The organism is Streptomyces sp. ID05-26A (genome assembly GCF_033794685.1).
Lineage (GTDB): Bacteria > Actinomycetota > Actinomycetes > Mycobacteriales > Pseudonocardiaceae > Lentzea.
On sequence record NZ_JARAYZ010000005.1, the window covers coordinates 354658 to 367825 of the forward strand.

Sequence of the window (13168 nt, forward strand, 5' to 3'; positions counted from 1 at the left end):
AACGACCGTGCGCCAGCAGCGGATTTCGGGGTCCGCGCGCTCGAAGCCGCGGCTCGGCTCGTCCCGTTCGGCGCGGAAACATGCGAGACGTAGCGGTTCAGAGCCTGCGTTCGTTACGCAGGACGCATGTGACGTAACGCACAGCAACCCTCAGGCGTAGTTCCGGTTGTGAAGTCCGCATGAATGCCGCACTCTGTTGACCGCGTACGCGGCGACGAAGCTCCGCGTGCCGGTATTCCTGGGGGGAATTCCAGTGCCACGTGGCTCTGTGCTGCGCAAACGCGTTCTGCTGCTCGTCGTCCTGATGCTCGTGGGCTGGCTCGGCCCGGCCGCCTCACAGCTCATGCCGCCTCTCTTCGACGACTACGAAGAGCTCATCGAGGCGATGGAGCTGGCGCCCGACCAGCACTGGGACAGATCACCCGAGTCGCTCGCCAAAGCCAAGGCGCTGCTCGCGAACGTCTCGACCAGCGCGCAGAACCGCAAGGCCGAGTCCGAGCAGCTGAAGTTCCCTCCGCTGGACTTCGGCAGCGACAACGCCGCCGGAAACGGAGTCACGGCATCCGTGCACGGCCCCCAGGCCGCCGGGTTCGACCCGAAGACCAGCCGTGAGCTTCCCGGCGAGCGCAAGGAGAACGAGCGCTCCTACCTGAACACCGACGGCACGGTCACCACCGAGATCAGCCGCGAGGCGCTGAACTACCGCAAGGCCGACGGCACGATGGCGCCGATCGACACCGCGCTCGTGCGCGACGGCTCCGGCTGGCGCAACGCGGCCGACGCCACCGACATGAGGTTCGCGGGCACCGCCTCCGCCACCGGCACGGTCCGGCTCGCCTTCGACGACAGCCACAAGCTCGGCTACGGCATCGCGGACAGCGCCCCGGTCAAGGCCGAGGCGACCGGAGGCACCCTCACCTACAGCGGTGTCCGTCCCGAGGCGGACCTGCGCTTCGACGTCCGGCCCGGCGCGTTGAAGGAGACGATCGTCCTGCGGTCGCCGTCCGCGCCCCGCTCGTGGCTCTTCCCGCTGCAGCTCGAGAACCTGCGTGCCGAGGTCGTCGACGGCAGGGTCGCGCTCTTCGACGAGAAGAACGCCGAACGCGTCCGCTTCCCGCGCGGCTTCATGGTCGACTCCAAGGTGAACCCCGACTCCGGTGAGGCACCCCGGTCCGAGGGCGTGCGGTACGAGATCGTCAAGCACGGCAACGGTGTCGCGTTGAAGGTCGAGCTCGACCACGCCTGGCTCGACGACAAGGCGCGGCAGTACCCGGTCCTCGTCGACCCGACCGTCGAGCCGGTCAACCCGTCCGTCGCGATGAACGCGCAGGACGGCTTCGACGACACCACCGGTGGCGAACTCAAGGCCGGTTCGGTCGAGGGCACCACCTCGGCGGTGTACCTGAAGTTCCCCGGCATCGAGAACTCGATGCGCAACCACAAGATCTTCAACGCGCACCTGGCCGTCGCGAACATCCACTCCTACTCGTGCAAACCGCGTCCGGTCACCGTGCACGAGGTCACCGAGAACTGGCCGCGGGCGACGAAGGGCTACCCCGGCGCCTCCTTCGGCCCCGCGCTCGCCGAGTCGTGGTTCGCGCTCGGCCGTGCTGGGTGCGATGCCGACTGGCAGATCATCAACCTCGGTGACGCCGGTCGTGGCGTGGTGCAGAAGTGGGTCGACCACGAGAAGCCCAACTACGGCCTCACCCTGCGCGCACCGACCAACGACGTGTACGCGTGGAAGAAGTTCGCTTCCGGCCGCCAGGGCACGCAGGGCGCCGCTCCCGCGCTCTACATCACGCACTCGCCGTACAACGTGAGCTACGAGTTCACGCGGTCGCGTCCCGAGCCGCCGATCACCCGCACGACGGCCGGCAAGGTCAAGCTCACCGCGAAGAACCTGGGCTCCGCCACGTGGACGAAGACCGGCTACGGCCTGGGTTACCGCATCTTCAACAAGAAGGACGGGTCGCGCGTCTCCGAGGTCGAGACGGCGGCGAACCTGCCGGAGGACGTCCCCCGCGGCGGCAGCGTCGCCCTGGAGCCGGAGATCCAGAAGCTCAACCCCGGCGAGTACATCATCGACTTCACGATCGTCCACAGAGGAGTCAAGTTCCTCGTCGACGACATGATGCCGGCGCTGCGGCTCGTGCTGGAGGTCTACGAACAGCCGCCGAAGATCGTCGACATGACGCCGCCGAACGGCTACCCGTCACCGGTGCTGTCGCCGACGCTGTGGGCGAGGGCGGTCGACATCGCGCCGCCGCCGGGCGCGTCGCTCACCTACAACTTCCAGGTCTGCCGCAAGGACAAGGACAACAAGGACACCGGCTGCTTCGACTCCGGGTACCAGCCGAGCCAGAGCTGGACGGTGCCGAAGGACAAGCTGCGGTGGAGTGAGACGTACTTCTGGCGCGTCACGGCCTTCAACGGCACGATCCACAGCACGCCGAGCGACCAGGCCGCGCTGCAGACCGTCGTTCCGCAGCCGGAGATCACCTCTCACCTCGCGACCGCGCCGTACAGCGGTGCGACGCCGGACTTCGACCCGCAGACCGGCAACTACTTCAGCAGCGCCGTCGACGTCACGGTCGCGACGGCCGGGCCCGCGCTCGGCGTCGTGCGCACCTACAACAGCCTCGACCCGCGCAACGAGCTGGCGTTCGGCACCGGCTGGTCGTCGATGTACGACATGCGTGCCGTGCCGGACGACGACGGCAGCGGCAACGTCGTCGTCACCTACACCGACGGCCAGCAGGCCCGGTTCGGCCTCAACGCCGACGGCAGCTTCTCCCCGCCCGCGGGCCGCACCGCCGCGTTCCGCAAGGACCTCGCCACCGGCGGCTGGAGCCTGCAGGACAAGGCCGGTAGCGCGTACGCGTTCGGCACCGACGGCAAGCTCGCGCGCATCGTCGACAACCAGCGCCGCGAGGTGCTGCTCGCCTACGAGGGCGGCAAGGTCAAGACCGCGAGGAGCGCGACGAGCGGCCGCACGCTGACGTTCGCCTGGAACGGCGCGCACATCTCGTCCGTCACCACCGACGAGATCGGCGGCAAGCGCCTCACCTGGAACTACACCTACTCCGGCGACAAGCTGACGAAGGTCTGCGACCCGCAGGACAGGTGCACCGGCTACGACTACGGCCAGGGTTCGCACTACCGCTCCAGCGTCGTCGACTCCAAGCCCGACTCGTACTGGCGCCTCAACGAGGCCGCCGGCGACGTCGCGGCCAGCCAGATCGCCCGTCACATCGGCAAGGACAACGGCAAGGCCGTGAACGTCGGCCGTGCCGCCCAGGGCCCGCTCACCGGGTCGGGCACCGGCGCCACCACGTTCAACGGCACGTCGTCGGTCGTGACCCTGCCCAAGGACACCGCGGTCAAGAGCCTCAACATGGCCGTGGAGCTGTGGTTCCGCACCACCGCGTCCGGTCCGCTCTTCGCCCACCAGCGCAAGCCGATCGGCGAGGACTCCGACGGCGCCGTGCCCGCGCTCTACGTGGGCACGGACGGCAAGCTGCGCGGCCAGTTCTGGCACGGCTCCGTCGCTCCGATCACGACGGCGGGACCCGTCAACGACGGCCAGTGGCACCACGTCGTGCTCTCCGGCGAGATCGGCTCGCAGTCGCTCTACCTCGACGGTGCCAAGGTCGGCAGCCTGGCCGGCACCATCGCGCCGCAGGACGTGCCGCACACCCAGCTCGGCGCCGGGTACGCGGCGGGCACGTGGCCGGCGTGGGGACCGTCGCCGCGCTGGTTCTACAACGGCGAGATGGCCGAGGCCGCGGTCTACCTGCACCCCTTGGGCCTGCCCGCCGTGCGTGCGCACTGGGCCGCTCGTTCGGCGGCCGACCAGCTGACGAAGGTGGCGCTGCCGTCCGGCCGCACCGCCGCGTCGATCACCTACGACACCACGCGCGACCGGGTGAAGGAGTTCGTCGACGCCAACGGCGGCACGTGGCGTCTCGGCGCCCCGTCGGCCAGCGGCGACGAGAAGAACCCGCTCGTCAGCGTCTCGGCGACCGACCCCGGCAACCGCCCGCACGACTACGGGTACGACTCCCAGCGGTCCCGCATCGTCTGGTACGCCTCGCCTCTCGGTCTGCACGCGCGGGAGAAGGACACCGCTGTCCCGACGCCGGCTCCGACCACACCCGCACCCTGCACCACACAGCCTTCGCCCCCGTCGGGCGAACCGCAGTGGTGCGGTGGCCCGATCACGTCCCCGCCGAAGTGGGAGACCGGGCGGATCGAGGGCCAGGGCGTCCGCACGTTCGGCTACGACGAGCGCGGCTTCCAGAACTCGGTGGTCAACGAGGTCGGCAACAAGGTCGAGTACGACTACGACGAGCGCGGCAACATGACGTCGTCGAAGTCGTGCCGCACCGACGGTGACTGCCAGACCACCCACACCACGTACTTCCTCAACGCCGGCAACTCGCTCGACCCGCGCAACGACAAGCCGATCGAGTCGAGGGACGCGCGGTCGTCCGGCCCCGCCGACAACACGTACGTCAAGAAGATCGACTACCTGGTCACGGGCGAGGAGTCGCAGCGGACGATGCCGGACGGCGGCACCGTCAAGCACACGTACACGACCGACTCCGACTGGGCGTACGGCGGCGGCAACGCCCCCGGCGGTCTGCTCGCGACGACGACGGACTCGCGTGGAGGCGTCACCCGCTACACGTACTACCGCAACGGCGACATGGCCGAGGTCGTGCAGCCGAGCGGGCTGACCAACGTCTACGAGTACGACGTGCTGGGGCGCAAGACGAAGCAGACGCAGCTGACGGCGGACTTCCCCGACGGCCTCGTCACCACCTACGCCTACGACGAGCTGTCCCGTCAGGTCGAGGTGCGCAGTCCCGGCGTGCGCAACGCGATCACCGGTGTCACGCACACCTCCGTGTCGAAGACGAGCTACGACGCCGACGGCCTGAAGACCTCGATCGAGGTGTCCGACGCGACCGGTGGTGATCGGCCGCGCAAGACGTCCTTCGCTTTCGACGACCGGGGCCGCGTCGCCAAGGCGACCGACTCGCTGGGCCGCGAGACCACGCAGGGCTACGACGTCTACGGCAACGTGACGTGGAAGGTCGACCCGGCGGGCACCCGCTCGGAGATCTCCTACACCGCCCGGAACCAGGTCTCCGCGGTGCGCGTGACCAACTGGACGGGTGACGAGGGCACGCCGGGAGGCGGGGTGCTCACGTTGGAGGAGAACACCTACGACCACGCGGGCCGCCTCGCGCAGCGCACGGACGCGATGAACCGCACGCAGCTGTTCTCGTACTACCGCGACGACCGGCTGTGGAAGACGACCGCGATCGGCGAAGAGCAGGACATCGTCCTGCAGGAGAACTTCTACGACGCCGCGGGCAACGTGGTGAAGCAGCTCAGCGGCAACGGGCTGATGACCACGGTCATGGAGTACGACGCCACCGGCCGCGTGAAGAGCTCGACGGCCGACCCGGCGAAGGTCCAGCGCCGCATGGACTACACCTACAACCAGGCCGGTGACCTCGTCCGCGAGGTGCGCGGCGGCCTGCCGTCGAACGTGCCGTTCCAGGCGTCGGCCGCCTCCACGAGGGTCGACTACACCTTCGACACCGCCGGTCGCCAGACCGAGCAGAAGGCATGGGTCGACGGCCAGTTCCTGACCACACGACGGGTCTACGACGAGCGCAACCTCCTGCGCTCGGTCACCGACCCGCGCGGTGAGGGCTTCACCACCGAGTACGCCTACGACGAGATGGGCCGTGAGGTCACCGCGACCTCGCCCGAGGTCTCCGTCGAGGCCCTGGGCGCGGAGACCGTGCGCGCTCGTCCGACGACGAACAAGGCCTACAACACGTTCGACGAGCCCACCCAGGTGCGCGACGCGAACGGCCGGCTGACCACCACGTCGTTCGACGACGGCGGTCGTTCGGTGCGCACGCAGCTGCCGTCGTACACGCCACCGGGTTCGTCCAGCCCGATCACGCCGGTCCTCACCACCGAGTACGACGAGTTGGACAACGTCGTGGCGTCGAAGAACGCCCGCGACCACACCATCCGGATGCGGTACGACCAGTTCGGCAGGCTCGTCGAGCGCACGACCCCGGACAACGCGGTCTGGCGCTACACCTACACCCGCAACGGCGAGGAGCTCTCCGCCACCACGCCGCTGGGCGGCCGGGTCCAGTCGACCTACGACGAGTTCGGCCGGGTGAAGACCTCGACGCAGCTCGAGCGCTACCCGCGCCCGGAGGCGTTCTCGTCGACCTTCACGCACGACGAGCTGGGCCGCGTGGTCACCGCGACCGCGCCGTCGGGTGACAAGGTCACGAACCAGTACGACACGGCGGGCCAGCTGATCCGCACGGTCGACGCCGCGGGCGTGAAGGTCGACTACGGCTACGACCAGGTCGGGCGCCAGATCACGGTGCGCGACGGTCTCGGCCGCACCTCGTCGAAGAGGTTCGACGAGTCGGGCCGGCTGACCGCGCTCATGGACCTCAACCCGCGCAATCAGATGGTGCGGGCGAGCCAGTTCACCTACGACGCCGCGGGCAACCAGACGGAGGCGACCGACCCGTACGGCCGCACGACCGCCATGACCTACGACGCGATGAACCGGCCGCAGACGCAGGTCGAGCCCGTGACCGACTCGTCGTCGATCACGACGTCGTTCGGTTATGACGCGACGGGCAACCGCACGCGCTACACCGACGGCCGTCAGCACGCGACGTTCTACACGTTCAACTCGCTGGGGCTGCCCGAGTCCGTTGTGGAGCCTTCGACGGCGGCACACACGGCGGCGTCGGATCGCACGTGGACCGTCGCGTACGACGCAGCGGGCAACGCCGTCACGGCGAAGGCGCCCGGAAACGTTGTACGGCAACGGACCTACGACGCCCTGAACCGGTTGGAGAAGGAGACCGGCGCGGGCGCGGAGTCCGCGACGGCGGACCGCGAGCAGACCTATGACCTCGCGGGTCGCATCAAGACGGTCAGCGCTCCCGGCAGTGTGAACACGTTCGAGTACAACGACCGCAACGCCCTGCTGTCCGCGACCGGCCCGTCCGGCGACTCGTCGTTCTCCTACGACGAGAACGGCCGGGTCGTGCAGCGGACCGACGCCGCCGGCACCTCGAACTACACCTACAACCGCGGTCGTCTCATGTCCGTCCAGGACGGTGTGACGAACGGCGTGCAGCTGCTCGGGTACGACGACTCGGGCACCGTCGACAAGGTCAGCTACAGCTCCGGGCACACGCGTGCCCTGACCTTCGACGACCTGGGCCGTCCGGTGAAGGACAGCCTGAAGACCACGGCCGGCGTCGAGGTCACGTCGATCGGCTACGAGTTCGACCTGGTCGGCAACATGACGGCCAAGACGACGACCGGCACGGCCGGTTCGTCGGTGAACAAGTACGGCTACGACTACACCGGCCGGATGACGTCGTGGACCAGCGGCAGCAAGACCGTCGCGTACGAGTGGGACGCCTCCGGCAACCGCACGCGCGCCGGTGACAAGGTCGCCACCTACGACGAGCGCAACCGCCTGCTGTCCGACGGCGACTACACCTACAAGTGGACCGCCCGCGGCACGATGAAGTCGCGCACCTCCTCCGGTTTCGAGGAGAAGTTCGGCTTCGACGCGTTCGACCGCAAGGTCTCGCAGGACAGCACGCAGTTCGCGTACGACGGTCTCGACCGCCTGGTGTCGCGCAACACCAAGAAGTTCGCGTACAGCGGCGGCGGTGACGTGCTGGCGAGCGACGGCAGCGCGTCCTACAGCCGCGGCCCGTCCGGCGAGCTGATGTCGTTGCAGGAGAACGGCGCCAAGCGCATCACGATCTCCGACCTGCACGGCGACGTCATCGGCGGCATCGACCCGGCCAACGGCACCGCGGGTCTCGCGGACTCGGCCGCGTTCGACCCGTTCGGCAAGGTGCTCGGCGTCACCGGCAGCAAGCGTTCGGTCGGCTACCAGGGCGCCTGGACCGACCCGGACAGCGGCCAGGTGGACATGGGCGCGCGCTGGTACGACCCGTCCACGGGCGGTTTCGCCTCCCGTGACTCGGTCCGTGCCAGCGGCGGCGACTCGGTGCTGTACAACGGTTACACCTACGCGGGCGGCTCTCCGCTCTCGGCCACCGACCCGGACGGCCACTGGCCGGACTGGCTCGACAAGGCAGCCTCCGCCGTGGGCCGAGCCGCCTCGTCAGCAGGCAGCTGGGCGAACCGCAACGTGGTGCAGCCGGTGGTCAACACCGCGAAGTCGGTCGGCAACTGGGTCAGCTCGACGGTGAGCGCCGGCGTCGGCTGGGTGAAGCAGACCTTCAACCAGGCCGTCAACTACGCCACCCAGTTCGCCAACACGGTGAAGAACTGGGCGAAGGACACCTGGAACAAGGTCAGCCCAGCCCTCAAGGCGGGCTGGAACAAGATCACCAGCATGGCCTCGGCAGGCTGGAACAAGATCGCGGCAGGCTTCAACGACGCGAAGAACTGGGCCTCCAACAAACTCGCCCCGATCATCAACTCGGTGACGAGCGCGTGGAACTTCGTCCACGACAACATCGTCGAGCCGATGAGCGACATGACCCGCCGCTACATCATCGAGCCGGTCATGGACACCAAGCGCCTGATCATCTCGGGCATCAAGTCGGCACCCGCGGCGATCGTCAGTGCCGTCACCGACCTGAGCTTCGACGAGGCGCAGCAGCAGATCGACGCGGCCTGGAACGCGGCCCTGGTGGCGGTCCCGCAGCTGCAGTACGCCGTCGACTACTACAAGGGCGTCGGCGAGTTCCTGGACGAGGCCAGCGATCTCCTGATCAACGGCGCCATCCGCACCATGTTCGATCCGATCGGGTACTTCATGGACCAGGTCGAGGGTGGCATGGGGATGCTGAGCAGCCCGATCGACAGCCTGAAGTCGATCGTGAACTGGGACACGTGGGCGGAGAGCCCGGCCAAGGGGCTGGGCAAGACGCTGCCGGACGTCGTGCTGGCCATCGTGTCGGGTGGCAGCGCCGGGGCCGGGCGGGCCGTCGGCAAGGGCGTTGCGAAGGAGATCGCGGAGGGGGCCGCCGAGGGCGGTGCCAAGAGGTCGCTCAGGCAGAAGATCGACGACTGCAACAGTTTCATCGCGGGCACGATGGTGTTGATGGCGGACGGCAGTCGCCGGCCCATCGAGGACGTCGCTGTCGGAGATCTCGTGCTGGCAACGGATCCGACGACCGGAGTCACCGAGGCCAAGCCGGTCACCGACGTCATCGTCGGTGACGGTGAGAAGAACCTCGTCGCGCTGTCCGTGCGCGGATCGGCTGCGTCGTCGGCGGTGGTCGCGACCGACGGGCACCCGTTCTACGTCGACAGCAGGAAGACGTGGCTCCTCGCGAGCGAGGTACAGGCAGGCGACTCGCTGCGGACCGATGACGGGGCGATCGTCGCCGTCATCGCTACGCGGGCGTGGACCGAGGAACGCCCGGTCTACAACCTGACGGTCGACGGGATCCACACGTTCTACGTGTCGGCTGCCGGTCAGGACTTCCTCGTCCACAACTGCGAGGAGGAGCTTCGTCCCGGGTACACGTCGTCGCCCGCGCTCAAGGGAGACCCGTACCACCCGGACAGCGTTGCGGCACGCAGCGATAAGAACGTGTCTCACTACGTCACTCACAAGGAGATGGCGCAGCAGCTTGGTTTCACCAGGCGTATGAACTCGGGCCAGTTCAGGGATGAAACCGGCGGGGGCAACTCGCACCGCCAAGATGTTTACCACCACGCGAAGGACGACCTCTACATCTCGCGTGACCACACTGAGCACAAGACGGTCGGATGGAAGTTGTTCAACCGGCGAGGTGAGCGGATCGGCACCTACAACTACGACCTGTCCGTACGGGTGGGGAAGTGAAATGTTCTCAATCGAAGTGATCGATCTCGGCAACGCGGTCGAAGGAACCGGCCGGATCACGATCGCGGAGTTCAGCGAGACGTTCCCGATGTCGTTCGAGCACTGGAGTCCTGACGACTACCGGAGCAGTTGGCGTGAGTCCTTCGCGGTTCTCGAAGGTGGTCAGTCGGGGATCTCGTGCCTCATCACGTCGATGAGCGAACCGGTGAGCACCGGTTTCGTCACGACCTGGCCGATGTACCGCGAGGGAGATGTCGTTCATCTTCAGAACCGCATGTTGTTCCTCGGCGATCTCGACACGCCGTTCGACGAGCATGCGCCCTGGCTGTCGATGCTGCCGCATCGGACCTTCGACGAGAGCGGCTACGAGATATCGCAGTGGGACGTACCGGTGCGAGAAGTCCGGCAGTTCTTCGAATCTGCACGTTGAACCTGGGGGGAATGAACAAATGAGAGGAACCGAAGTGCGCAGATCGCGCTCGTCCGGAAGAGCAGGCCGCGCGATCGCCGCACTGCTCACCGCCACCACCACCGCAACCCTCGCGGTGGCGGTCACCGCCCTGACCGCGACCACGGCCCAGGCCAGCACTCCGCCGGCCAACGCCCTGAGCTGCCTGCCCGAGGTGCCGGTCCTGGCCAAGATGGGCACCGAGTTCGTGCGCGTGTACCGGCACAACGACAGCGTCGCCGGCAGCGCGGCCTGGAGTGAGACGACCGAACTCGGTGGTGGGTTCCCGGGCCGGGTGTTCGCCTCGGCCGGGCGGGTCGCCTACAACATGCGGCCGAACGGCGAGTTCTACCGCATGGAGAACTTCGACAAGTCGACCGCGATCAAGGTTTCGGAGGGCTGGTTCGGGTGGGACCTCGACGGGTACCGCAACCGCATCACCTTCGACAGCGCCGGTGACCTGTGGACGGTAGAGTCCGACAACCAGTTGCGTCGCTTTGTGTACGACGCCACCACCAAGCGCCTTGAGGGCGAGGTCGTCGAGGCCGGGTGGGGACGCTTCAACCTGATCGTGGCCGCCGGTGACGGTGTGCTCTACGCGCGTGACCCCAATGTCGCCGGTGGTTCGTTGCTGCGGTTCCAGTGGGACAAGGTCAACCGGAAGTGGTTGCAGCGCGACGGGAACGCGGGCAGCGGCTGGAACATGCACTCCGGCCTGTTCTCTCCCGGTGGGGACGTCATTTTCGGGCGCACTCAGGACAACGGGCCGCACGGGTATCCGGGTGAGCTCTTCTGGTACCGCATGGATCAGCAGGGTGCCGGTTCGCTCGCCGACCGCACCTACAACGGCTGGGGCTGGTCGCGCGACTGGGACGTGACCGCGCAGACCGACGCGTGCAAGTGGGTGCCCTCGAACGCGGCCACCATCACCTGTGCGAGCACCGTGCCGTTCATGGCGAAGATCGGTGACGTGCCGCGGAAGTACTACTACAACGATCCGGCCAACGGCACGACGAACTGGGGCACCGACCACGACGTCGCGCCGTCGTTCGCCGGCAGGCTGCTTTCCAGCAAGGACAACATCTTCTACAACGTGCGGACCAACGGCGACGTCTTCCGCATGGAGTGGACCGGCAGCGAGTGGAAGAAGCTCGACGGCGACTCCATCCACAAGAAGATCGCGTCCGGCTGGTCCAATTGGGACCAAGCAGAGTACCGCAACCGCATCACCATCGACAGCCGCGGCGACTTCTTCACCGTGCAGGACGACGGCAAGCTGCGCTGGAAGCGGCACGTGTCGGGCGAGCAGTGGGACGTGCGGGTCATCGACACCGGCTGGCTGAAGTTCGACCTGATCACCGCCGCCGGTGACGGCGTGATCTACGCGCGCGACAAGAACGCCAACGGAGGCACGCTCTACCGCTTCCAGTACGACGTGCCGTCGCAGCGGTGGGTGCAGCAGAACTCCGTGGTGAGCGGTGGCTGGAACCGGTACAGCCGCGTGTTCTCGCCGGGTGCGGACATCCTCTACAGCACCACGGCGGAGAAGGGTGAGCACGTCGACCAGTTCGGCGAGATCACCTGGACGCGCCTCGACGAGAACGGCCAGGTGCTGTCCGGCCGCCGCTACAACGGCTGGGGCTGGAACAAGGACTGGGACGTCACCGCGCAGAGCAACGCGTGCGTGCTGACCCGCTCGATCACGCCGCAGCGGCCCGCGGTGGTGGAGAACGACAAGACGCCGTTGCTGTTGCAGAACGCAGACGGCGCGCTGGAGCACTTCTACACCGCCTCGAAGGTGCTCTACCACGGTCGTCAGCACAACATCAACGACCTCAACAGCGTGCAGTTCAGGCCGTTCACGTCGCCTTCCGGCTTCGTCAACAAGCCGGCCGCGGCGTTCTTCGCGGACGGCAGGCTGCAGCTCGTCGGCCAGAACTTCGACAGCGAGTTCCGCGGCGCCCGCAACAACATCCCGAACGGCCTGATGTCGGACCCGTACGGCATGGGCGGGTTCATGGCCAGCAACGTCGCGCTGCTGAAGGGCCCCGGCGACAAGCTGTACTCGTTCGCCGTGGACGCGCAGGGCCGCCTGTGGTGGCGTGACCAGGACGGCGCCACCGAGGGCGACCTCGACGGCTGGAACGAGATCGCCGGAGGCGGCGGCAACAGCACCCGCACGCCGGCGGTCGCGGTGCAGGGCAACGGGTTCCGCATCGTCACCACCGACACCACGGGCTCGCTGCGCACGGCGACGCTGATCGACGGCAAGCTCAGCGCGTGGATCAGCTTCGGCGGCAAGATCGAGGGCACGCCCGCGCTGGTCATCCCGCCGGACGGCGCCATGCGGGTCTTCGCCCGTCGTGCCGACAACCGCATCCACCTGTGGGGTGAGGGCTTCAGCGACTGGCAGACCCTGCCCGGCGCCGTGACCATGGCCGGCTCGCCCGCCGCGCTGTGGACGCCCGCGGGCAACCTCGCCGTCGTCGTGCGCTCGGCGGCCGGCCCGATGTACGAGACCAGCCCGATCACGCCCGGCGGCGAGGAGTACCGGGAGTGGAAGATCACCGGGCAGGAGTTCTCCGGCACGGACGCGTCGGTCCTCGCGCTGAAGGACGGCACGTGGGCGTTCACCTTCCGCAGCAAGGGAGGCACGCTCTACCTCTACCGCGACGTGTCGAACCAGAACCAGCAGCCGGCGGCGCGCACCGCGTCGGCCGAGGCGGAGACGAAGGCGCCTGCCTTCCAGGTGACGAAGGTCAACTGACGCCGAGGTGATGGCCAGGACGGCCCGTGACCGGAACTCC

The 13168-nt window shown here is 67.9% G+C and carries 3 protein-coding genes; all 3 read left to right on the plus strand.

Annotated features, from left to right (window positions below):
* Positions 1–253 precede the first annotated feature (253 nt).
* Genes PV646_RS36365 through PV646_RS36375 form a run of 3 tightly spaced genes read left to right on the plus strand, consistent with a single transcriptional unit; the run spans position 254 to position 13128 of the window.
* Entirely contained in the window at positions 254–9913 is a 9660-nt protein-coding gene (locus PV646_RS36365; RefSeq protein ID WP_500346841.1) for a polymorphic toxin-type HINT domain-containing protein, read from the plus strand.
* A 1-nt stretch (position 9914) separates the two neighbouring features.
* The gene (locus PV646_RS36370) at positions 9915–10343 is read left to right on the plus strand and encodes a hypothetical protein (RefSeq protein WP_500346842.1); all 429 of its coding nucleotides are present in this window, start codon (positions 9915–9917) and stop codon (positions 10341–10343) included.
* A 34-nt stretch (positions 10344–10377) separates the two neighbouring features.
* A complete protein-coding gene (locus PV646_RS36375; protein WP_500346843.1) occupies positions 10378–13128 on the plus strand; it encodes a tachylectin-related carbohydrate-binding protein in 2751 nt (916 codons plus the stop codon).
* The last annotated feature ends 40 nt before the right edge of the window (positions 13129–13168 follow it).

Bases quoted from the DNA above. Each gene is read 5' to 3' on its own strand.
- PV646_RS36370 (WP_500346842.1), top strand. From the start codon at position 9,915: ATGTTCTCAATCGAAGTGATCGATCTCGGCAACGCGGTCGAAGGAACC.